The organism is Bradyrhizobium sp. 23 (genome assembly GCF_023073295.1).
GTDB classification, from domain to species: domain Bacteria; phylum Pseudomonadota; class Alphaproteobacteria; order Rhizobiales; family Xanthobacteraceae; genus Bradyrhizobium; species Bradyrhizobium canariense_D.
Map to the genome: position 1 here is coordinate 48,488 of NZ_JADPJF010000070.1, position 20,763 is coordinate 69,250.

The 20,763-nt window shown below is 63.3% G+C and carries 24 protein-coding genes; 16 read left to right on the forward strand and 8 right to left on the reverse strand.

The features are described 5' to 3' along the window. Positions 1-12: 12 nt before the first annotated feature. The 4 genes from IVB32_RS18085 to IVB32_RS18100 form a co-directional block, all read right to left on the reverse strand. Positions 13-270, reverse strand: coding sequence for a DUF3297 family protein (locus IVB32_RS18085; protein ID WP_007613756.1), 258 nt, complete (start codon positions 268-270; stop codon positions 13-15). Continuing rightward, positions 267-743, reverse strand: a complete 477-nt coding sequence (locus IVB32_RS18090) for a glutathione peroxidase (RefSeq protein ID WP_018454085.1) — start codon at positions 741-743, stop codon at positions 267-269. The genes IVB32_RS18085 and IVB32_RS18090 overlap by 4 nt, the downstream gene beginning before the upstream one ends. A 2-nt stretch (positions 744-745) precedes the next feature. Next, positions 746-2,146 carry an amidase family protein gene (locus tag IVB32_RS18095; protein WP_085395718.1) on the reverse strand — a complete coding sequence of 467 codons (1,401 nt, stop codon included), beginning with the start codon at positions 2,144-2,146 and terminating at the stop codon, positions 746-748. Between the two features lie 104 nt (positions 2,147-2,250). Beyond that, on the reverse strand, positions 2,251-2,508 hold the full coding sequence (locus tag IVB32_RS18100) for a hypothetical protein (RefSeq protein WP_007613759.1): 258 nt from the start codon (positions 2,506-2,508) through the stop codon (positions 2,251-2,253). A 250-nt stretch (positions 2,509-2,758) separates the two neighbouring features. Between IVB32_RS18100 and pqqA the strand changes: the two genes are divergently transcribed. From pqqA to IVB32_RS18150, 10 genes are all read left to right on the forward strand, one after another. Then, a complete protein-coding gene (gene pqqA / locus IVB32_RS18105; protein ID WP_007595659.1) occupies positions 2,759-2,839 on the forward strand; it encodes a pyrroloquinoline quinone precursor peptide PqqA in 81 nt (26 codons plus the stop codon). Positions 2,840-2,957: 118 nt separating this feature from the next. Further along, entirely contained in the window at positions 2,958-3,887 is a 930-nt protein-coding gene (pqqB, locus tag IVB32_RS18110) for a pyrroloquinoline quinone biosynthesis protein PqqB (protein WP_085361488.1), read from the forward strand. After that, a complete protein-coding gene (gene pqqC / locus IVB32_RS18115) occupies positions 3,884-4,675 on the forward strand; it encodes a pyrroloquinoline-quinone synthase PqqC (RefSeq protein ID WP_247370175.1) in 792 nt (263 codons plus the stop codon). Before pqqB ends, pqqC begins: the two co-directional genes overlap by 4 nt. 10 nt (positions 4,676-4,685) lie before the next feature. Beyond that, positions 4,686-4,997, forward strand: coding sequence for a pyrroloquinoline quinone biosynthesis peptide chaperone PqqD (gene pqqD, locus IVB32_RS18120; protein ID WP_247295006.1), 312 nt, complete (start codon positions 4,686-4,688; stop codon positions 4,995-4,997). Next, the gene (pqqE, locus tag IVB32_RS18125; RefSeq protein WP_018454081.1) at positions 4,994-6,193 is read left to right on the forward strand and encodes a pyrroloquinoline quinone biosynthesis protein PqqE; all 1,200 of its coding nucleotides are present in this window, start codon (positions 4,994-4,996) and stop codon (positions 6,191-6,193) included. The genes pqqD and pqqE overlap by 4 nt, the downstream gene beginning before the upstream one ends. Further along, entirely contained in the window at positions 6,183-7,169 is a 987-nt protein-coding gene (gene pip / locus IVB32_RS18130) for a prolyl aminopeptidase (RefSeq protein ID WP_247361130.1), read from the forward strand. Before pqqE ends, pip begins: the two co-directional genes overlap by 11 nt. A gap of 12 nt (positions 7,170-7,181) precedes the next feature. Then, a complete protein-coding gene (locus IVB32_RS18135) occupies positions 7,182-7,859 on the forward strand; it encodes a DUF4286 family protein (protein WP_247295012.1) in 678 nt (225 codons plus the stop codon). A gap of 233 nt (positions 7,860-8,092) precedes the next feature. Then, positions 8,093-9,892: an FAD-dependent oxidoreductase gene (locus IVB32_RS18140; RefSeq protein WP_247295015.1), complete on the forward strand. Its 1,800-nt coding sequence runs from the start codon at positions 8,093-8,095 to the stop codon at positions 9,890-9,892. Beyond that, positions 9,862-11,709, forward strand: a complete 1,848-nt coding sequence (locus IVB32_RS18145) for a 2-oxoacid:acceptor oxidoreductase subunit alpha (protein WP_085385335.1) — start codon at positions 9,862-9,864, stop codon at positions 11,707-11,709. The genes IVB32_RS18140 and IVB32_RS18145 overlap by 31 nt, the downstream gene beginning before the upstream one ends. Further along, positions 11,706-12,761: a 2-oxoacid:ferredoxin oxidoreductase subunit beta gene (locus IVB32_RS18150; RefSeq protein ID WP_085351892.1), complete on the forward strand. Its 1,056-nt coding sequence runs from the start codon at positions 11,706-11,708 to the stop codon at positions 12,759-12,761. Before IVB32_RS18145 ends, IVB32_RS18150 begins: the two co-directional genes overlap by 4 nt. A gap of 4 nt (positions 12,762-12,765) precedes the next feature. On the opposite strand, the gene IVB32_RS18155 is transcribed toward IVB32_RS18150, so the two are convergent. Beyond that, positions 12,766-13,209 (reverse strand): DUF4399 domain-containing protein, encoded by a 444-nt coding sequence (locus tag IVB32_RS18155; protein ID WP_018454075.1) that lies wholly within the window; start codon positions 13,207-13,209, stop codon positions 12,766-12,768. A gap of 17 nt (positions 13,210-13,226) precedes the next feature. Beyond that, on the reverse strand, positions 13,227-14,777 hold the full coding sequence (locus tag IVB32_RS18160) for an SUMF1/EgtB/PvdO family nonheme iron enzyme (protein ID WP_085385333.1): 1,551 nt from the start codon (positions 14,775-14,777) through the stop codon (positions 13,227-13,229). A 303-nt stretch (positions 14,778-15,080) separates the two neighbouring features. Between IVB32_RS18160 and IVB32_RS18165 the strand changes: the two genes are divergently transcribed. The 6 genes from IVB32_RS18165 (at position 15,081) to IVB32_RS18190 (ending at position 17,723) form a co-directional block, all read left to right on the forward strand. Next, positions 15,081-15,701, forward strand: a complete 621-nt coding sequence (locus tag IVB32_RS18165) for a hypothetical protein (protein WP_018454073.1) — start codon at positions 15,081-15,083, stop codon at positions 15,699-15,701. Positions 15,702-15,733: 32 nt separating this feature from the next. Next, positions 15,734-16,183 (forward strand): DsrE family protein, encoded by a 450-nt coding sequence (locus IVB32_RS18170; protein WP_085385332.1) that lies wholly within the window; start codon positions 15,734-15,736, stop codon positions 16,181-16,183. Positions 16,184-16,265: 82 nt separating this feature from the next. After that, a complete protein-coding gene (locus IVB32_RS18175; protein WP_085361496.1) occupies positions 16,266-16,592 on the forward strand; it encodes a metalloregulator ArsR/SmtB family transcription factor in 327 nt (108 codons plus the stop codon). Then, on the forward strand, positions 16,589-17,020 hold the full coding sequence (locus tag IVB32_RS18180; RefSeq protein WP_085361497.1) for an SRPBCC domain-containing protein: 432 nt from the start codon (positions 16,589-16,591) through the stop codon (positions 17,018-17,020). Before IVB32_RS18175 ends, IVB32_RS18180 begins: the two co-directional genes overlap by 4 nt. 44 nt (positions 17,021-17,064) lie before the next feature. Continuing rightward, positions 17,065-17,283: a hypothetical protein gene (locus tag IVB32_RS18185; RefSeq protein ID WP_085385331.1), complete on the forward strand. Its 219-nt coding sequence runs from the start codon at positions 17,065-17,067 to the stop codon at positions 17,281-17,283. Between the two features lie 2 nt (positions 17,284-17,285). After that, entirely contained in the window at positions 17,286-17,723 is a 438-nt protein-coding gene (locus tag IVB32_RS18190; RefSeq protein WP_085352024.1) for a DUF1801 domain-containing protein, read from the forward strand. 215 nt (positions 17,724-17,938) lie between these two features. On the opposite strand, the gene IVB32_RS18195 is transcribed toward IVB32_RS18190, so the two are convergent. After that, complete coding sequence (locus IVB32_RS18195; RefSeq protein WP_007613791.1) at positions 17,939-19,474, reverse strand: SpoVR family protein; 1,536 nt, start codon at positions 19,472-19,474, stop codon at positions 17,939-17,941. Then, positions 19,471-20,748, reverse strand: a complete 1,278-nt coding sequence (locus IVB32_RS18200) for a YeaH/YhbH family protein (RefSeq protein WP_247370241.1) — start codon at positions 20,746-20,748, stop codon at positions 19,471-19,473. Before IVB32_RS18200 ends, IVB32_RS18195 begins: the two co-directional genes overlap by 4 nt. Positions 20,749-20,763 lie beyond the last annotated feature (15 nt).

Sequence of the window (20,763 nt, forward strand, 5' to 3'; positions counted from 1 at the left end):
CGCATTCCAAAACTACTTCTTATCCCTGAAATACGGCTCGACCGGGCCGTGCACCTTGATGGTCAGCGGGTTGCCGTGGCGGTCCTTGGCGTTGCCTGCGGTGACGCGGACCCAGCCTTCGCTGATGCAGTATTCCTCGACATTGGTCTTCTCGACACCCTTGAAGCGGATGCCGACGTCGCGCGCCAGGATGTCCGCATTGTAAAAGGGGCTGTTCGGATCGACCGAGAGGCGGTCCGGAAATTCGTCGCTCATGATTGTCTCGCTCATAACAGGGTCTCGATTTGCTGCCGCAATCCTTCGGGCCGCGCGGTCGGCGCATAGCGCGAAACCACCTTGCCGGCGCGGTCCACCAGGAATTTCGTGAAATTCCATTTGATGGAGGCGCCCAGCAGGCCGGATTGCTGGCGTTTCAGGTACTCATACAACGGATGGGCATTGCTGCCGTTGACGTCGATCTTCTCGAACAGGGGAAAGGTGACGTCGTAATTGGTCGAGCAGAACGCCTGGATCTCGCTCGCCTGCCCTGGCTCCTGCGCACCGAACTGGTTGCAGGGAAAGCCGAGCACCGAGAAGCCGCGCGGGGACAGGTCGCGATGCAGATCCTCCAGCCCGCGATATTGCGGCGTGAAGCCGCATTTGCTCGCGGTGTTGACGATCAGCAGCACCTGCCCCTCGAAGCTGCGCATCGGCACTTCTTCGCCGAGAAGCGAGTTGGCCTTGAAGTCGTAGATCGCGGACATCGCTAACCTACGGGATCGATCGGCGACGGCGGCACGCCGCCCGCCTCGATCGCCTCGCCTGCGAGCAGGCAGAGATCCTCGCGATAGCGGCCCGACACGATGTGCACGCCGACCGGCGCCTTGCCGACGAGGCCCGTGGAGACCACGAGGCCCGGCAGGCCCATGAAGGGAATGGCGATCTGCGGCAACTGCGCTTCCCAGACGCGTTTGAAGGAAGAGTCGTCCTTGCGGTCGAGATGATCGGGGAACGGCAGTTCGCCGGAGACCGGCGTCAGCAGCACGGCATAGGTCTCGAAGAACAGCATCCAGTCGCGGGTCAGCGTGGCGCGGCGGGTCAATGCCTTGGCGTAATTGGCCTGGTCCATCGGCGTGACCCTGGCACGGTTGCCACGCAGGCACGCCAGCGCGCCGGGATCGCCTTCACGCTCGGCCATCTCGAGCTGCGCCTCATAGCCGTCGCCGAGCCAGAGCTTGATCTGCCACTCGACCGCTTCGCGCATCGGCGGGGTGTTCTCGATTGTCTCGACGGTCCAGCCGGCCCGTTCGAGCCGCTTGCCGGCGTCGATGACGGCGGCCTTCACCTCGGGCGCGCTGGCCAGGCCGTCCGGGTCGAGACAGAGCGCGGCGCGCTTCGGCCGCGCGGGGCCTTCCAGCGGCACCGGCACAAACCAGGGATCGCGGATGTCGCGGGCCGACATGGCCGCGAGCGAAATCCTGATGTCGTTGACGGTGCGCGCCAGCGGCCCCGACACCGCCATGATCTGCGGCCCGATCGGGCGCTCCGGCAGGGCCGGATTGAAGGCCGGGATGCGGCCCAAGGTCGGGCGCAAGCCATGCACGCCGCAGGCATAGGCGGGATAGCGGATCGAGCCGGCAATGTCGGTGCCATGGGCGATATGGCCGATGCCGGCCGCGACCGCCGAGCCCGCGCCGCCGGACGAGCCGCCCGGCGTCAGCGAGGCGTCGCGGGGGTTCTTGGTGTCGCCGTGGACCAGGTTGGTGGTGAACCAGCGATAGGAAAAGGCCGGGCAATTGGTGCGCCCAAGCAGAACGGCGCCGGCTTTGCGGAAATTGGCGACCACCGGATTGTCCTCGCGCGCGATCAGGTCGCGCTGGAGTTTGAGGCCGTTGGTGGTGGCAAAGCCCTCCTGGTCGACATTGGCCTTGATGGTGACGGGCACTCCGGCCAGCACGCCGGGGTCCTCGCCCCTGGCGATGGCGGCATCGACGGCGTCGGCCTGCTTGAGCACGTCCTCGGGCCGGTGGTCGATCACGGCGTTGAGGCTCGGATTGACCGCGTCGAGCCGGCCGAGGCCGGCCTGCGCGGCCTCCCTGGCGGAGACCTTTTTGGTTTTGACGAGATCGGCGAGGTCGGCCGCCGACAGGCGCCAGAGATCTTGCATGACTTGCTCCGTGTAACCGGCGTCTTTTAGCCCCGGGAACGCGGCAAAGCCATGCGGATTTCGCAGGGATTCCTCCGCCATTGCGACGGTGGCGAGAGCAAGCCTTAATGCCGGGTGGCGGACTGGTCCGGAATGTCCAGGAGTGCCTCGGTGAAGGGGAATTCGAGCACGATCTCGCCTTCCCGGTCGGTGACCTCGATGACGGCCTCAAGCAGGGCCGGCTGGGTGCCTTCCGATCTCAGCACCTCCAGAATCATCTGGCGGGCAACCTCCCAGGCGCGATCGGGATTGCGCAAATCCTCTCCCTCAGGATCCACGATCAGTTCGTCGCCGATACGGGTGTTGAAGAAATATCTGGGCATCACGAAGTTCCAGTTGGGTCGCCTGTACCGGATTGAAAGCTGCACTGCACTCACAACCGCTTTATCAGGAGAGGGTTCGCGACCGAATGCGCCGGGCGCAAGGCAGCATCACCAGCAAGTATCGTTCCGGCAGCATTTTTTGCGCCGCAACATGGCTTTCTCGGGAAAATTTCACTGGCGAACTTTTCCACCCGCACTAACTTAAGGATTGGGCGGATACGTCCGAATTCTCGAAAATGGAGAGCCGAAAATGGCCTGGAAAGCCCCGAAGATCGTCGAAGTGCCCTGTGGCATGGAAATCAACATGTATGTGAGCGCCACCCGCAAGTAAGCGGTTGGTGAGTTCGCGTTCTGCGCAGGTGGATCTTTCGGTCACGATGCATGTCCGGAAGACAGGATTTGTGTTTGCGTGAGGTCCACCTCGCGACATTGCCTCCAGGAGACGGATCATGCTTCGCGTCGTCGTCCTGGGCGCCGCAGCCGGCGGCGGAGTGCCGCAATGGAATTGCGGCTGCGAGGGCTGCCGGACGGCCCGTGATAACGGCCAAGAGCTGCAACGGACCCAAGCCTCGGTGGCCTTCAGCGGCGACGGCGAGCACTGGTTCTTGATCAACGCCTCCCCCGACCTCCGCCAGCAATTGAATGCGACGCCACAGCTGCATCCGAAGGCAGGCGCGCTGCGCCATACGCCGATCGCAGGCGTGATCCTGACCAACAGCGAGGTGGACGCAGTGGCCGGCCTGCTGTCGATGCGCGAGGGTTCGCCCTTCACGGTCTATGCGCACGAGAAGGTGCTGGCGATCCTGAAGGCGAACAGCATCTTCAATGTGCTGAACGAGAAAAACGTGCAGCGCCTGCCGGTCGACATCAATGAGCCGTTCGAGCCGCGGCTGCCGGACGGGGCGCGCTCAGGACTTGAGGTGCTGCCCTTCGCGGTCTCGGGCAAATCGGCCTGGTACCTGGAAGGCAAGACGCATCCGGGCGGCGACAGCGGCGAAGGCGATACGCTGGGGCTGAAGATCACCGACAAAGCAACCGGCAAATGCTTCTACTTCATCGCCGCCTGCGCCGAGGTCACCGACGCGCTCAAGGCCGAGATCGACGGCGCTGCGCTGGTGTTCTTCGACGGCACGGTGTGGCAGGACGACGAGATGATCAAGGCCGGGCTTAGCCACAAGACCGGCAAAAGCATGGGCCACGTCGCGATGTCCGGCGACCACGGCGCCATCGCGCGGCTCGCCGACCTCACACTCGACAGGAAGATATTTCTGCATATCAATAATTCGAATCCGGCGCTGCTGCCCGCTTCCCCGGAGCGCAAGGCCGCTGAAGCGGCGGGCTGGCAGATACCCGCGGACGGAACGGAGATCGTGCTGTGAATGCCGCGTCACTGACTGGAATGACCGCGCTCTCGATCGGCAAGGACATCAGGCTCACTAGCGCCGAGGAGCTGGAGGCGGCGCTGCGTCACATCGGTGCGACGCGCTATCACAGCCTGCATCCGTTCCATAGACTGCTGCATGGCGGCAAGCTCAACAAGGGCCAGGTGCAGGCCTGGGCGCTGAACCGCTACTATTACCAGAGCACCATCCCGATCAAGGACGCGGTGGTGATCTCGCGCTTCCGCGACCGCGCCACGCGGCTGGAATGGCGCCACCGCATCGAGGATCATGACGGCGACATCGGCTCCGAAGGCGGTATCGAGCGCTGGCTGAAGCTGACCGAAGGCCTCGGGTTGGACACAGCTTACGTGGAATCGACCGAAGGCATCCTGCCGGCGACGCGCTTTGCGGTGGAAGCCTATGTGCACTATTGCCGCGAGAAGTCGCCGCTGGAGGCGATCGCGTCCTCGCTCACCGAATTGTTCGCGCCGAACCTGCACGAAGAGCGCATCTCCGGGATGCTGGAGCACTACGACTTCATCAATCCTGATATCATGAGCTACTTCAACCGCCGGTTGGCGCAGGCGCCGCGCGACGCCGGGTTTGCGCTCGACTATGTCAAGGCGCATGCCACCACGCCCGAGCAACGCGCGTCCGTCTGCAATGCGCTGATCTTCAAGACCAACGTGCTATGGGTGCAGCTCGACGCACTCCAGCACGCCTATGTCGAGGGCCACATTCCGCCGGGCGCGTTCGTGCCCCAAGAACACCAAAAGGCGAGCTAAGGAACGAGCGATGGCCGAGCCGCGTCACATCAGCGTCAGCGAGACCAGCCGGCCGGTTCTGCCGCGGCACGCCAAGCTGAAATATGACGAGACGCGAAAAGTCTGGGTGATCCTGGCGCCCGAACGCGTGCTGGCGCCGGACGAGATCGCGGTCGAGGTCTTGCAGCTCTGCGACGGCGAGCGCAATGTCGGCGAAATGTCCGACCAACTCGCGGCAAAATACGCCGCGCCGCGCGAGGCGATCCTGGCCGACGTCATTGTCATGCTGCAGGATCTCGCCGACAAGGGCTTTCTCACGGAGGCCCGGGAGAAGACGTCATGAGCGATGTGCTCGGCAATCCCACCATCCCGCCCGACGCCAGCGACAGCCTCGCGGTGCTGGAGAAGAGCCGCTCGACGGCAGAGACATTCGGCATTCCGCTCGCCGTGCTGCTCGAGATCACCCATCGCTGCCCGCTGCAATGTCCCTACTGCTCCAACCCGGTCGAGCTCGACCGCTCGGGCAAGGAGCTGACCACCGAGGAATGGAAGAAGGTATTGAGCGAGCTCGCCGAGATCGGCGTGCTGCAGGTGCATTTCTCCGGCGGCGAGCCGACGGCGCGCAAAGACCTGGTCGAACTGGTCAAGCATGCGAGCGACGTCGGGCTCTACACCAACCTCATCACCTCGGCGGTGCTGCTGACGCGCGAGCGGCTGAGCGAACTTGCCGATGCCGGGCTCTGCCACGTCCAGATCAGTTTTCAGGGCGTTGAAGAAGCCCTCGCCGACCGCGTCGGCGGCTACAAAAACGGGCACCGCAAGAAGCTCGAAGTCGCAAAATGGACGCGCGAGCTCGATTTGCCGCTCACCGTGAATGCGGTGATGCATCGGCAAAACCTGCACCAGCTGTCTGATATCATCCAGATGTCGGTGGACCTCGACGCCGACCGGCTCGAGGTCGCCAATGTCCAATATTACGGCTGGGCGCTAAAGAACCGCGCCGCGCTGATGCCGACGGTGGCGCAGCTCGACGAGTGCACCCGCATCGTCGAGGAGGCGCGCGAGCGGCTGAAGGGCCGGCTCACGATCGACTATGTCGTGCCCGATTATTACGCGCTGCGGCCGAAGAAGTGCATGGGCGGCTGGGGTCGGCAGTTCTTCAACATTTCGCCGGCCGGCAAGGTGCTGCCCTGCCACGCCGCCGAGAGCATCACCGGGCTCGACTTCGAATCCGTGCGCTCCAACCATTCGATCGCCTGGATCTGGCAGAACTCGGACGCCTTCAACCGCTACCGCGGCACCGGCTGGATGAAGGAGCCGTGCAAGAGTTGCGAATTCCGGGAGATCGATTTCGGCGGCTGCCGCTGCCAGGCCTTTGCGCTGACCGGCGACGCCGCCAACACCGATCCCGCCTGCGCGCTGTCGCCGCTGCACGAGACCATCTTCAAGCAGGCCGAGCGCGAGGCTGAGGGCGAAACCAACCGCTTCCTCTATCGCAATTTCGCCGGCGGCACCCTGGAATCCGAGAATGGTGCCTGACGCCGACGCGGCCAGCTCAGTCAAGCGCGCCGATCCCTTTGCACCGCTGACCTCCGAAATGCTCGACGTCGGCGACGGCCACGAACTCTATGTCGAGAGCGTCGGCCGCACCGACGGCATCCCCGCGGTCTATCTGCATGGCGGCCCCGGCAGCGGCTGCCAGCCCGACCACCGCCGCCTGTTTGATCCCGACCGTTTCCATGCCGTGCTGTTCGACCAGCGCGGCTGCGGTCGCAGCCGGCCGAAGGGATCGCGCCAGCACAACACCATACAGCATCTGATCGCGGACATGGAAAAGATCCGCGAGAAATTCGGCGTCGCGCGCTGGATGGTGGTCGGCGGCTCCTGGGGCGCGACGCTGGCGCTGGCTTATGCGCAGGCGCATCCCGAGCGCGTCTCCGGAATTGCGCTGCGCGCGACCTTTCTCGGCACGCGTGCTGAAGTCGAGATCGCCTTCACCTCGCGCCTGTCGCAATTCTACCCCGCGCTCTACGACGATTTTCTGAGCGTGCTGCCGGTCGAGGAGCGCGCGCAACCGGTGGAAGCCTACTATCGCCGCATCCTCGATCCCGATCCGGCGGTGCATGGCCCGGCCTCGCGCGCCTGGCACGATACCGAACGCGCCTTGTCGGAGCACAAGGCGGCAAAGACACGGCTGGATCTGGCGTCGCTGAACGTGTGGCGCACATTGCCGGCGACGCCGTTCATGGAGGCGCATTATTTCGTCCAAGACAGCTTCATGACGGAGAACGAGTTGTTGCGGAACGCCGGCAAGCTCGACGGCATTCCCGGCATCATCGTCCAGGGCCGCTACGATCTGTTGTGCCCTCCCGAGACATCGCAGGCGCTCGCGAAAGTGTGGCCGGGTTCCGAGATTCGCATCGTGGAAGAAGCCGGCCATTCGCTCTATGATACCGGCGTGCGGGACGCGGTCATGAAGTCGATCGCAGATATCGCTTCGAAGATTTCGCGATAGCGGGACAAGAAAATGCCACTCGCCGGGAAGGGCATGTTGCTCACGTCGATGAATATCGACGTTCCAAATGAACCCGATTTCAACCGCTGGTACGATCGCGAGCATCTGGAAGAGCGCGTTGCGATCGAGGGCTTTCTCGAAGCGCGGCGCTATGTCGCGCACGCCGCCAATCCCAAATATCTCTCGCTGTATTCAACCGCGACGCTCGACGTGCTCGACAGTCCCGCCTACCGGGCGAGGCTCGCCAATCAGACCGAATGGTCGCGGCGGAGCATGGCGCATTTCAAGGACATGCTCCGCGTGGTCGCCCGCATCACGATCAGCAACGGTACCGGACGCGGCGCGGCGCTCGGCCTCGTGCGGCTGCGGCCGACGCCGGACAATGCAGTCGCGTGGCGTGACGCACTGCAAGAACGGCTGGCGCCGGAAAAACACGACGGCATCATCTCCATGCATCTGCTCGAAAGCGAGCCGGAACTATCAGGCGCGACCGCGGATATTCCGGCGGTGCGCAACGAAGGCGCGCGCGACTGGTTCGTGCTGATCGACGGCACGCATGTCGGCGCGGTCTCGTCCGTGATCGCCGAGCGCTTCACCGGCCCTGCCGCCTCGCCATTCCCGCTTCCCGTGTCGGTCGGCTCCTACTGCCTGATGTGGGACCTCGCGAAGAGCGACATCGCGCGCAACTAAGCCATCGGACGCATCGCAACATGCTGCACCGCCACATACTGCGCACGGCCGTTAATGCTGTGCGCGCGTAGCTCCCATGAAAGAGGGGAAGCGCGAAATTTGCCGTTGTACTTCGGAGCGGTTCTAATAAGCTAACCTAATGACGTCATTCAGAAACCAGATCGCCGCGCGTTAGCGTTCGCAAGCTCAAGAAAAGGCCGCGGGGTCTTTGAGCCTGCGCGGACAGGGTAGGAATGAAACCGACCGATATTGCGGCCCCCGACTACTTTCACAAAGTGGTCGATTGCCAATGGGCCTGTCCTGCGCACACTCCCGTTCCCGAATACATCCGACTGATCGCCCAAGGCCGCTACAGCGACGCCTATATGATCAATTGGAAATCGAACGTGTTTCCCGGAATTCTGGGACGGACCTGCGATCGTCCATGCGAGCCGGCGTGCCGCCGCGGACGCGTCGAGGAGACGCCGGTCGCGATCTGCCGCCTGAAGCGCGTCGCCGCCGACTTCAAGGACGACATCACGCAGCGCTTGCCGCGCCCCTCGGCCAAGAACGGCAAGCGCGTTGCCTTCGTGGGGGGTGGTCCCGCTTCGCTGACGGTCGCCCGCGATCTCGCGCCGCTCGGCTATCACTGCACCGTGTTCGACGCCGATGCCCAAGCCGGCGGCATGATGCGCTCGCAGATCCCGAAATTCCGCCTGCCGGATTCGGTCATCGACGAGGAGACCGGCTACATCCTGGGTCTCGGCGTCGACTTCAAGGGCGGCCATCGCATCGAGAGCATGAAGGCGCTGCTCGCGGAGAAGTACGACGCAATCTTCGTCGGCTCCGGCGCACCGCGCGGCCGCGAGCTCGACATCCCCGGACGCAAGGAAGCAGCCGCCAACGTCCATATCGGCATCGACTGGCTGTCCTCGGTCTCGTTCGGTCATACCGACAAGATCGGCAAGCGCGTCATCGTGCTCGGCGGCGGCAACACCGCGATGGATTGCTGCCGCACTGCGCGTCGCCTCGGCGGCGAAGAGGTGAAGGTCGTCGTACGCTCCGGCTTCGAGGAAATGAAGGCCTCGCCCTGGGAGAAGGAAGATGCGCTCCACGAGGACATCCCGATCCTCAACTTCCTCGTGCCCACAGCCTTCGTCCACGACAACGGCAAGCTCATCGGCATCACTTTCCAGAAGGTGAAGGCCGAATATGACGCCAAGGGCCGCCGCAACCTCGTGCCCTCGGGCGAGCCGGACCAGACCATCGAATGCGACGACGTGCTGGTCGCGGTCGGCCAGGAGAACGCCTTCCCCTGGATCGAGCAGGACTGCGGCATCGAGTTCGATAAATGGCACATGCCCAAGGTCGATCCGCAAACCTTCGTCTCGACCAACCCGAAGGTGTTCTTCGGCGGCGACGCCGCGTTCGGGCCGAAAAACATCATCTGGGCGGTGGCGCAGGGCCATGACGCCGCGCTGTCGATCCACAAAATGCTCTCGGGCGAGGACATCACCGAGCGGCCATTGCCCGACGTGTACATCTCCTCGCAGAAGATGGGCATCCACGAATGGAGCTATGACAACGACATCTCCAACGACAAGCGCTACAAGGTGCCGCATCGCGACAAGGTGATCGCGCTGAAGGACATCCGCACCGAGGTCGAGCTCGGCTATGACGTCAAGCTGGCGCTGGGCGAAGCTCATCGCTGCCTGAACTGCGACGTCCAGACCGTGTTCTCGACCTCGCTCTGCATCGAGTGCGATGCCTGCGTCGACATCTGTCCGATGGATTGCATCACCTTCACGGACAACGGCGAGGAAGGCGATCTCCGTCAGCGCCTGAAAGCACCCTCGCTGCATCCGGACCAGGATCTCTATGTTTCCAGCGACCTCAAGACCGGGCGGGTGATGGTGAAGGACGAGGATGTCTGCCTGCATTGCGGGCTGTGCGCCGAGCGCTGCCCCACCGGCGCCTGGGACATGCAGAAATATTTGATCGAGATGACTCACGCAGGTTCAGCATGTCCGACAAAAAGCCGATCAGCAGCGTAAACGACTTCGTCGTCCGCTTCGCCAACGTCAACGGATCCGGCTCGGCCAGCGCCAACGAGATGTTTGCGCGCGCGATCCTGCGCCACGGCGTTCCGGTGAGCCCCCGTAACATCTTCCCCTCCAACATCCAGGGCCTGCCGACCTGGTACGAGGTGCGGGTGACCGAAGACGGCCATCTCGGCGCCCGCGGCGGCGTCGACATGATGGTCGCCATGAACCCGCAGACCTGGGACAAGGACGTCGCCGGCATCGAGCCCGGCGGCTATCTGTTCTATGATTCCACCAAGCCGATGCCGTCGACCAAATTCCGCGACGACATCACCGTGATCGGCGTCCCCCTGACCGCGATCACCAACTCGACCTATACCGATCCGCGCCAGCGCCAGCTGTTCAAGAACATCATCTATCTCGGGGCGCTCTCGGCGCTGCTCGACATGGATCCGAAGCTGATCGAGCAGCTGATCGGCGAGCAGTACAAGGGCAAGGAGAAGCTGCTCTCGTCCAACGTCCACGCGCTGCATCTCGGCCGCGACTGGGCACTGCAAAACCTGAAATGCCCGACCGGGCTGCGGGTGAAGAAGTCCGACAAGGTCGGCGACCGCATCTTCATCGAAGGCAACAGCGCCGCCGCGCTCGGCGCCGTCTATGGCGGCGCCACGGTGTGCGCGTGGTATCCGATCACGCCGTCTTCGTCCGTGGCCGAGGCCTTCACCGCGCACTGCAAGAAGTACCGGCACGACCCGGAAACCGGCAAGGCGAAATACGCCATCGTGCAGGGCGAGGACGAGCTCGCCTCGATCGGAATCGTGATCGGCGCCTCCTGGAACGGCGCGCGCGCCTTCACCGCGACCTCCGGCCCCGGCATCTCGCTGATGACCGAGTTCATCGGCCTGTCATATTTCGCCGAAATCCCGGCCGTGATCATGAACATCCAGCGCGCCGGTCCCTCGACCGGCATGCCGACCCGTACCCAGCAATGCGACATCATCGCCTGCGCCTATGCTTCACATGGCGACACCAAGCATGTGCTGCTGTTCCCGGAGGATCCCGCCGAAGCGTTCGAGTTCGCGGCCGCGGCTTTCGATCTCGCCGAGCGGCTCCAGACCACCATCTTCCTGATGCTCGACCTCGACATCGGCATGAACCACCGGCTCTGCCGTCCGCTGAAATGGGACGACGCCAAGCAATATGACCGCGGCAAGGTGATGACCGCGGAGATGCTGGACGAAGGCCGCGATTTCGGCCGCTATCTCGACGTCGACGGCGACGGCATCCCCTACCGAACCTATCCCGGCACGCATCCGACCAAGGGCTCCTATTTTACCCGTGGCACGTCGCGTGACCGCTATGCGCGTTACTCCGAAGAAGGCTCGGTCTACGCCGACAACATGCAGCGCCTGATGCGCAAGTTCGAGACCGCGCAGGATCTGGTGCCGCGGCCGCTCCAGGCCAATGCGGAACGGCCAACCAAATACGGCGTGATCTATTTCGGCTCGACCACGCCGGCGATGGACGAGGCGATCGGATTGCTTGAAGCGCGCGGGCATCAGCTCGACCGCCTGCGCATCCGCGCCTTCCCGTTCCACTCCAGCGTGGCGAGCTTCCTCGCCGAGCACGATTTCGTCTATGTAGTCGAGCAGAATCGCGACAGCCAGCTGCGCCAGCTCATCGTCAACGAAAACGGCATCGACCCGGTGCGGCTGGTGCCGATCGTGCATTACGACGGCTCGCCGATCACCGCCCGCTTCATCGCAAAAGCCATTGGCGACCACCAGGATCACATCAAGGTGACCCCGCTCCGCAAGGCCGTGTCATGACCTACATTGCAAAGCCGAAATTCCACCATCCCGGGCTGAAGAAGAACGAGCTCGGCTACACCCATCGCGATTACGAGGGCAAGATCTCGACGCTGTGCGCCGGCTGTGGCCATGACTCGATCACGGCCTCCATCATCGAGGCCTGCTATGAGCTTTCGATCGAGCCGCACCGGGTCGCCAAGATTTCGGGTATCGGCTGCTCGTCGAAGACGCCGGACTATTTTCTCGGCAATTCGCACGGCTTCAACTCCGTGCACGGCCGCATGCCCAGCGTCCTGACCGGCGCCAATCTCGCCAATCGCGACCTGATCTATCTCGGCGTCTCCGGCGACGGCGATTCCGCCTCGATCGGCTTCGGCCAGTTCGCGCATTCGATCCGGCGCGGCGTCAACATGACCTATATCGTCGAGAACAACGGCGTCTACGGTTTGACCAAGGGCCAGTTCTCGGCGACCGCCGACCGCGGCTCGAAGTCCAAGAAGGGCGTCACCAACACCGACAACGCCATCGACCTCGTCGCGATCGCGCTGCAGTTGGGGGCGACTTTCGTCGCGCGCTCGTTCTCCGGCGACAAGACCCAGCTCGTGCCGCTGATCGCGGCCGCGATCCGCCACAAGGGCGCGTCGTTCATCGACGTCATCAGCCCCTGCATCGCCTTCAACAACCATGCCGGCTCGACCAAGAGCTTCGACTATGTCCGCGAGCACAATGACGCGGTGAACCGGCTCGATGTGCTGGTCAGCCGCGATCCGATTGCGGTGGATTACGCACCCGGCACCGTGCAAATGGTCGAGCAGCATGACGGCAGCAGGATCGCGCTGCGCAAGATCGATGCCGACTACGATCCGCACGACCGGCTCGGCGCCCAAACCTTCCTGCAAAAGCACGCCGCCAAGGGACAGATCGTCACCGGCCTGCTCTATGTCGATCCCGACGCGGAAGACCTGCACGAGCATCTCAACACGGTCGAAACGCCGCTCAACACGCTGGAAGCCGACACGCTCTGCCCCGGCTCGGCGGCGCTGGACAAGTTCAACGCCAGCCTGCGGTGATTGCCTATCGTGCCGCGGCCGGCTGCCGGACGCGTATGGTGATCTTCTCCGACACGATGGGCGGCTCGAACGGATAGTGCTTGGCATCGCCCAGCACGAGTTGAAGCGTGTGCGTCCCGGGCGGAAGCTCGAGCAGCGTTTCGGTCTGCCCTGCCCCGAAATGCAGATGCGACTTGTCCTGCAGGATCGGCTCCTTGGGATCGATGGGGTCGTTGACGTCGATCAGCAGATGATGGTGACCGGCGTTCTGGTACTCGTCGCCGGCATGGGTCACTCCCATGTTGCGCAAGCCGAACCGGACCCAGAATCCGCCGCGCACCTTCTGCCCGTCACGCGGGGTGATGAAATAGAGCTTTGCGTCCTTGGGCGCTGCCTTGCCCTGCGAAAAGGCTGCCCCCGGAAGCAATGCGAGCGCCGCCGCCAGCGCGACGCAACGAAGGATCTGCATCAAACCAACTCCACCACTTAAGGACTGAGCGCCACGCGGAATCCGTGCGTGGGGTAACGAACATTGGTGTCGTAGCCATCGCGGTTGGACGGCCGCACATATCTCGAATCGTTCTTCCAGGAGCCCGAGCGCAGGACATGAGCGCTGCAGTCCCCGCTGCTCCATGCCGAGCCGTCGGTGGGCGCGCCCTGATAGGTCTTGTGCCAGCAGTCCTCGACCCACTGATCGACGCCGCCGCCCATGTCGTGGAGCCCGAACGGGTTCGGCTTGAAGCTGCCGACTTTCGCTGGCTGCTCGGCCGCGAGATCACCGCAATCCTTGCAACCGGCCATGCCCGGCTGCAGCTTGTCGCCCCACCAATATCTGGTCTGCGTTCCGCCCCGCGCGGCATATTCCCATTCGGCTTCGCTCGGAAGCCGATACGTCTTCTTCGTCGCCTTGGCGAGATAGGCCGCATATTGCTGCGCGTCGGTCCAGCTCACATTGCTGACCGGCGCATCGTCCTTGCCGATGGCGGTGAAGCTGCACGCCTTTGCAGCGGCGCACTCGTTCCATTCCTGCACGGTCACGGGATATTTGCTGATCGAGAACGGCTTCACCGTCACCTGATGGACGGGACGCTCGGTCGGGTCGTCGTTGCTTCCCATCGCAAAGCTGCCGCCGCGAATGGCGACCATCTCGGGTTCGCGGACGGGAATCGGCGATTGACTTACCGATTGACTCGTCGATTGATTTGGCGCCGGAGCGGGCGATGGAGATGATGAAGCCGACGAGGGAGAAGGCTGCGGCGTCTGCGGCGCCGCTTCGCGCGGCGGAGGCTGCGGGCTCGGCGATGCGGCAGGAGAGGCGGGAGTGACGGCGGCCTGCTCGCCTACCCTGCCCGGCGCCTGAGCCAGAAGATACCACAGCACGCCGGCGGCCATCACCGACAGCGTGATACCCAGGAGAAAGATCAGGGCATTCTCGCGCCGCCCCCGCGTCCTGCCGACCGCGTCTGCATCCGGCAGCACTTTATAAACGCGCACGGGATCGGTGATGTTCTTGACCTTGCGGTCCCCGAGCGACTCGTAACCGCACACGACCTTGTGCTTGATCTGCTCGTAGATCGCGCCGGAGATAAAGACCTGGCCTGGCTCGGCGATGCCCTCGATACGCGTGGCGATATTGACGCCGTCGCCGTAGACGTCGTCAGGCTCCACGATGACGTCACCGAGATTGACGCCAATCCGGTACTCGATCCGGGTGTTCTTCGGAAGCGAGGCGTTGCGGCCGATGAGATTCTGCTGGATGACGATGCTGCATCGGACGGCCTCGACCGGACTGTCGAAAATCGCGATGAAGCCATCGCCCGTCGTCTTCACCAGACTTCCGTTGTGCTCGACGATGCTGGGCTGGATGAGATCCCGCTCGATCCGCTTGACGCGGACGTGCGTGCCCTCTTCGTCGGCCTGCATCAGGCGGCTGTAGGAAGCGATGTCACCGACAATGATGGCCGCGAGGCGACGAGGCATAGGGCCGTGCGAAGGCGGCTCGTCATTCCCGGATCTGAAGTTGCGAATTTCGCCCATTGCGGGGACTCCACAAACTTGCAAAGGCAGACCCCAGCCTACGACTGCCAAAGGCGATCGTCTGTGAAGGCTATCACATCGATGGAATCGGGCAATGTCCGTGGAATCGCAGGCGCCGAGTTCCGAAAGGCGAAGGCGTCACGTCGAATGAACCTTCAGGACCCCACCGACGACTAATGCCCGGCGTGGAACTAATCACCTCGCTCCGCCCTGCGATGATGCTGTCAGCTGTGCGGACGTTGAACGCGTCGCACCGGGGCTGCGTCTACAGCGTACAGCTCAGCTGCTGCACGCGAGGCCATCATGAAGTCTTTTCTCGTTGCGGCCGTCTTCCTTGCCGCGCTCGGCGGCGCCGCTCACGCCGAGGAGGCCGACGATATCCGTGAGGCCATCAAGGCCGAAGCCGAAACCTTCAACGCGCGCATGTATGCCGGCGAACCCGGCAACAAGGCCTATGCCTGCTTCGTGCGCCGCTACGATGCCGAGCATCTGGCGCACCATCCGAAGCAGAAGGTCGCCTCGATGAAGCTGCTGATCTCGGCGGAGATGGACACCGAAGACAAGCAGTTCCACAACTCCTTCCGCCTCGGCTTCAGATATCGTCACCGCTCCGGCGATTTCGATTCCAGCGGCTCCTGTCATCACGCTGTGTTCACCAAGGACGGCACCGAAATCCGCCTCGGTTGCGGCGTCGACTGCGAGGGCGGCGGCATCGGCGTCGCGCTCTCGAAGGACGACAAATCGGCGATCGTGCGGCTGGCGCGGGTCAGGGTCTGGCAGAACAACAAGCCGGACGACGATGCCGAACTGTCACTGGTCGCCGGGGCCGACGACGGGATTTTCCGCCTAGATCGAACGGACAATAAGGAATGCGCCTCGCTCGTGACCGACCGCAAGGAACTCGCCGCGCTCCGCCACAAATGATATGTGTCCGGCACAATCGAGGGGAGATCGTCATGAACCGCCGGAACATCTTGTGGAGCGCCGTCTCAGGCCTGGGCGCGGCACTTGGCGCCTCCAGCGCGAAGGCCGCGACCGAGGCCGGCACGGGCAACAAGCTGAAGGTGGTCTATCACCTGAGCGATGCCGAGAAGGTCAACTTCGTCCTCGGCAACATCCAGAACCACATCGATGGCGTCGGCGGCCCCGACCATGTGACGATCGCGCTGGTGATCCACGGCCCGGCACTGAAGGCGTTTCACTCGGCGCAGGCCAACCCTGACATTAGCAAGCGCGTCGGCGATTTTTCCAAGGATGGCGTCGAGCTTGCCGCCTGCGGCAACACGATGAAGGCGCAGAACGTCACGCTCACGGATCTCCTGCCGGGCTTCGTCAGCGCGGAGAAGGGTGGCGTCGTCCGTTTGGCCGAGCTCCAGTCGCAGGGTTATCTCTATCTGCGGCCGTAGGAGCGCGCGCTCGACATCCCCCTTGACGTACCCATAACCCCAGGGTTATGAATATATCCATAACTTGCAGGTTATGGATTTTATGCCCGCCATCGCCCACGACCTTCTGTTCAGGACGCTCGCCGACCCCACTCGTCGGGCGATCTTCGAGCGATTGTGCCGCGAGGGCGAACAGACGGTCGGAGCCCTGACAGCACTGTCGGGCGTTTCCCAGCCCGCAGTCTCAAAACATCTCGGCGCGCTGAAGCAGGCTGGTCTGGTGCGCGACCGGCATCAAGGGCGGCAGACGCATTACAGCGCCCAGCCCGGCGCGCTCAATCCGCTGATCGACTGGACCAGCCAGATGACCGGATTCTGGCAGAACCGGCTCGATGCGCTCGACGATCTCCTGAAGAGGATGGACCAATGAACGAATCCCCCACCGAAACCCGATCTGTCGTCGTCGAGCGCGAATATGCCTTTCCGGCAGAGCGGATCTGGCGCGCGCTGACGCAGCCGCATCTGATCGAGGAATGGCTGATGAAGAACGACTTCAAGCCGACCGTGGGCCACCGCTTCAACCTTCGCGGCGAGTGGGGCGGCGTGTTGGACTGCGAGGTCCTCACCATCGAGCCGCAGAAGACGCTCGCCTACACCTGGAATTTCTCGCATGACGACGCGGCGTTCGATCTCAAGAGTGTCGTGACCTTCACGCTGACGCCGGCGGGCGCAGGCACGCATCTGCGCGTCGAGCAAGCGGGCTTCAGCCCGACGCAGAAGCAGGCTTTTGGCGGCGCGCATGCCGGCTGGAAGCAGTTTCTCGCCAAGCTGGACGAGCTGCTGGCAAGGGCAGACTAGCTCGGCCGCCGGCCTTCATTCAATCATCTCAAGAGGAGGTTTCATTGACCGGAAACATGTGGGTTCGACAGATCCATCGTTGGCTGTCGATCGCTTTCACGCTTGCCGTCATCGCCAACATCGTCGCCCTGACGCTGCAAGTCCAGGCGACGTGGATCGGCTTGCTCGCCTTCGTCCCATTGATCCCATTGCTTGCGACCGGACTCTACATGTTCGCGCTGCCATATCTCGGCCGCCGCCGCGGCGCCCGACAAGAGGCGTGAACATGAAGAAGGCCGTCACCGTGAAAAACAGCAGCGCGACGAAGGCGGATGGCGCTTCGCCATCCAGGATGATCGACGGCAGGATCAAGGAGCTCGGCGACTGGCGCGGCGACATGCTCGGACGAATCCGCGGCCTGATCAAGGAGGCCGATCCTGACGTCGTCGAGGAATGGAAATGGCGCGGCGTTCCGGTGTGGGAGCACGACGGCATCATCTGCACCGGCGAGACCTACAAGGCCGTGGTGAAGATGACGTTTGCCAAGGGCGCAGCGCTGGACGATCCAGCCGGCCTGTTCAACTCGAGCCTCGACGGCAACGTGCGGCGCGCGATCGATATTCGCGAAGGCGAGAAGATCAACGAGAAGGCGTTGAAGGCGCTGATCCGCGCAGCCGTGGCGCTGAATGCGTCCAAGAAGAAGCCGGCGAAACGTTCCGGATAGAACAGCCGTTGTGGAGCCACGAACGCTTTCCTTCTCCCCTTGTGGGAGAAGGTGGCGCGAAGCGCCGGATGAGGGGTCTCTATCGACACGGGAAACGTTGAGAGATACCCCTCACCGCAGTGAGCTTGTGTCTCCGAGCGTCGCCGCCCTCTCCCACAAGGGGCGAGGGCGCATCAACGCGCATCTCGCCGTATTGCTCCGCATAGTCAGCAGCGTCAGGCCACCGCCGAGATCGGGCGCGGGCTCACGACATATTCGCGCAGCACCTTGTCATTGGCGTCGACCTCGATCAGTGCGACGTCGTAGGTCCAGAGATCGGCCAGATGCTGGAGCACGCGCTTGGCGTCGGTCTCGTTGAGCTGCGCGCCCTTGATGACATGGTGATGCAGGATCAGCCGCCGGTCGCCGGAGAGATCGACGTCGACCACCTCAATATTCGCGTCGATGTAGCCGACATCGTGCTGCCGTGCCAGCTCGCGCCGAACGCGGCGGAAGCCCCGCTCGTCGTGAATGGCGTCGACCCGGATGCCGGCGCGTTCCTCGGGGTCATCATGCAGGTGGAACATGCGGAGGTGCCGCATCAGCTTCGGACTCAGGAACTGGGCGATGAAACTCTCGTCGCGGTAGTTGGCCCAGACGTCGCGCAGCACGCCCATCACGTCGTTCTTGCCGGCGATGTCCGGGAACCATTCGCGGTCCTCGTCTTCCGGCCTGGTGACGATGCGCTCGATGTCCTGCATCATGGCGAAGCCGAGCGCATAGGGATTAAAGCCGGAAAAGCGCTGGTCATCGAATTCGGGCTGGAACACGACATTGGTGTGCGACTGCAGGAATTCGAGGAAATTGCCGTCGCTGATGCGGCCCTGCTGATGCAGCTTGGTCATGATGCGATAGTGGACGTAGGTCGCCGTCCCCTCGTTCATCACCTTGGTCTGGCTCTGCGGATAGAAATATTGCGCGATGTGGCGGACGATGCGCAACAGCTCGCGCTGCCAGGGCGCCAGCCGCGGCGCGCTCTTCTCGAGGAAATACAGCAGGTTCTCCTGCGGCAGGCCGAGCAGCTTGCGGCGGCGTTCGATGCTGAGCGCGGACCGGGTCTTGCTCTTTCCCGCCGGCACGGTGCGCCAGAGGTCGTTGAAGACCTCCTCCTCGTGCTGGCGGCGGCGCCCTGCCCGCTTCTCTTCGGCGCGGAGGTCGAGCTTCTTCTTGCCGGGATAGCGGTCGATCCCATGCGACATCAACGCATGCGCGGCATCGAGGGTGCGCTCGACCTCCACGCGGCCGTAGCGATCCTCGCATTGCATGACGTAGTTCTTGGCGAAATCCAGATAGTCCAGGATGCCATCGGCGTCGGTCCACTGCTTGAACAGATAGTTGTTCTTGAAGAAGTGATTGTGGCCGAAGGCGGCGTGCGCGATCACCAGCGTCTGCATCGTCGCCGTGTTCTCTTCCATCAGGTAGGAGATGCAGGGCGAGGAGTTGATCACGATCTCATAGGCGAGGCCCATGAGGCCCTTGCGGTATGAGGCCTCGTGATACGCAAAGTGCTTTCCGAACGACCAGTGCTTGTAGAACAGCGGCATGCCGACCGACGAATAGGCGTCCAGCATCTGCTCCGCGGTGATGACTTCGATCTGGTTCGGATAGACGTCGAGCCCGAGATCTTTCGTCGCCACCTCCTCGCAGGCATCCGTGATGCGCTGCAAGGTGTGAAAATCCCAATCGGCGCCTTCGAACAAGCGTTCCGTCATGGAGCGGCTTTCTCCTGGGCAGTGTCGCGGCGCTGAAACAGATCGTGGAACACCGGAAAAATTTCGCTGCGCTCGCTGACCTTGCGCATCGAGAGCGGTGCGCCGCTGTTGCGCAAGCGCTCGTAGAGGGTCCAGAGCGAGGAGTCGGACAGATCGAAGGCGCTGCCGCCGGACTCGCCGACCTCGAGATAGGCGAAGAACTGGCAGACCGGCAGGATTTTGTCGGTCAGCAGCATGCCCGCGAGCTCGCCGTCGGAATAGGAATTGTCGCCGTCGGAAGCTTGCGCAGCGTAGATATTCCAGTCCGACGGGCTGAAGCGTTCGCGCACGATCTCGTGCATGGCCTGCAGCGCGCTGGAGACCAGCGTGCCGCCGGAAGCCGGGCCATAGAAGAAGGTCTGCTCATCCACCTCCTCGGCGCGATCGGTGTGGCGGATGAAGACGATGTCGACATGCTTGTAGCGGCGCTTCAGAAATACGTAGAGCAGCATGTAGAAGCGCTTGGCGAGATCCTTCATGTGCTCGGACATCGAGCCCGACACGTCCATCAGGCAGAACATCACAGCCTGGGCAACGGGCTTTGGAACCGTCTCGAAGCGGCGGTAGCGGATGTCGAGCGGATCGATGAAGGGAATGCGCTTGGATTTCGCGTTCAGTTTTTCGAGCTGGGCTAGCAGCAGCAGACGCTCGTCCTCATCTGCGCAGGCAGCGATGGCGGATTCAAGCTCTTCGATCTCCTCCTTGCTGGGACGCTTGAGCGCGATACGGCGCGCCATTGCGCGCCGAACCGTCCGGCTCACCGAGATGTTGGATGGCGAGCCCGACGTGGTGTAGCCGGCGCGCTGGATGCCCTCGCTCTCGGTCTGCGCGATCTTGCGCTTGGCGAGATCAGGAAGTTCGAGGTCATCGAGGAAGAGATCGACGAATTCGTCGCGGCTGAGCACGAAGCGGAAGGCGTCCTCGCTGTCGCCTTCGCCCGGACCGGAATCCTTGGCACTGCCCTGGCCGGAGCGCTGGAGATAGTCGCCCTCGATGAACTTCTTGTTTCCGGGCAACACCATGTCGCGCGTTCCGCCGTCGCGGCGGAAACGCGGCTCGTGCATGCCGTCGAGCGGAATGGTGACCTCGCCACCCTCCAGGACGTCCTTGATGTCGCGTTCCTGCGAGGTCTTCTTGACGGCGCCCTGCACCAGGGATTTGGCCCGACGCAAGAACCGCTGCCGGTTCTCGAGACTCTTGCCGCCTGGATTCAGGCGCCTGTCAATAATGTGAATCGGCACTTTTCCATC

Excerpts from the sequence above, each read along its gene's own strand:
- IVB32_RS18085 (WP_007613756.1), bottom strand. The coding sequence starts at position 270 with ATGAGCGAGACAATCATGAGCGACGAATTTCCGGACCGCCTCTCGGTC.
- IVB32_RS18090 (WP_018454085.1), bottom strand. The coding sequence starts at position 743 with ATGTCCGCGATCTACGACTTCAAGGCCAACTCGCTTCTCGGCGAAGAA.
- IVB32_RS18095 (WP_085395718.1), bottom strand. The coding sequence starts at position 2,146 with ATGCAAGATCTCTGGCGCCTGTCGGCGGCCGACCTCGCCGATCTCGTC.
- IVB32_RS18100 (WP_007613759.1), bottom strand. The coding sequence starts at position 2,508 with ATGCCCAGATATTTCTTCAACACCCGTATCGGCGACGAACTGATCGTG.
- pqqA (WP_007595659.1), top strand. The coding sequence starts at position 2,759 with ATGGCCTGGAAAGCCCCGAAGATCGTCGAAGTGCCCTGTGGCATGGAA.
- pqqB (WP_085361488.1), top strand. The coding sequence starts at position 2,958 with ATGCTTCGCGTCGTCGTCCTGGGCGCCGCAGCCGGCGGCGGAGTGCCG.
- pqqD (WP_247295006.1), top strand. The coding sequence starts at position 4,686 with ATGGCCGAGCCGCGTCACATCAGCGTCAGCGAGACCAGCCGGCCGGTT.
- pqqE (WP_018454081.1), top strand. The coding sequence starts at position 4,994 with ATGAGCGATGTGCTCGGCAATCCCACCATCCCGCCCGACGCCAGCGAC.
- pip (WP_247361130.1), top strand. The coding sequence starts at position 6,183 with ATGGTGCCTGACGCCGACGCGGCCAGCTCAGTCAAGCGCGCCGATCCC.
- IVB32_RS18135 (WP_247295012.1), top strand. The coding sequence starts at position 7,182 with ATGCCACTCGCCGGGAAGGGCATGTTGCTCACGTCGATGAATATCGAC.
- IVB32_RS18140 (WP_247295015.1), top strand. The coding sequence starts at position 8,093 with ATGAAACCGACCGATATTGCGGCCCCCGACTACTTTCACAAAGTGGTC.
- IVB32_RS18145 (WP_085385335.1), top strand. The coding sequence starts at position 9,862 with ATGTCCGACAAAAAGCCGATCAGCAGCGTAAACGACTTCGTCGTCCGC.
- IVB32_RS18150 (WP_085351892.1), top strand. The coding sequence starts at position 11,706 with ATGACCTACATTGCAAAGCCGAAATTCCACCATCCCGGGCTGAAGAAG.
- IVB32_RS18155 (WP_018454075.1), bottom strand. The coding sequence starts at position 13,209 with ATGCAGATCCTTCGTTGCGTCGCGCTGGCGGCGGCGCTCGCATTGCTT.
- IVB32_RS18160 (WP_085385333.1), bottom strand. The coding sequence starts at position 14,777 with ATGGGCGAAATTCGCAACTTCAGATCCGGGAATGACGAGCCGCCTTCG.
- IVB32_RS18165 (WP_018454073.1), top strand. The coding sequence starts at position 15,081 with ATGAAGTCTTTTCTCGTTGCGGCCGTCTTCCTTGCCGCGCTCGGCGGC.
- IVB32_RS18170 (WP_085385332.1), top strand. The coding sequence starts at position 15,734 with ATGAACCGCCGGAACATCTTGTGGAGCGCCGTCTCAGGCCTGGGCGCG.
- IVB32_RS18175 (WP_085361496.1), top strand. The coding sequence starts at position 16,266 with ATGCCCGCCATCGCCCACGACCTTCTGTTCAGGACGCTCGCCGACCCC.
- IVB32_RS18180 (WP_085361497.1), top strand. The coding sequence starts at position 16,589 with ATGAACGAATCCCCCACCGAAACCCGATCTGTCGTCGTCGAGCGCGAA.
- IVB32_RS18190 (WP_085352024.1), top strand. The coding sequence starts at position 17,286 with ATGAAGAAGGCCGTCACCGTGAAAAACAGCAGCGCGACGAAGGCGGAT.
- IVB32_RS18195 (WP_007613791.1), bottom strand. The coding sequence starts at position 19,474 with ATGACGGAACGCTTGTTCGAAGGCGCCGATTGGGATTTTCACACCTTG.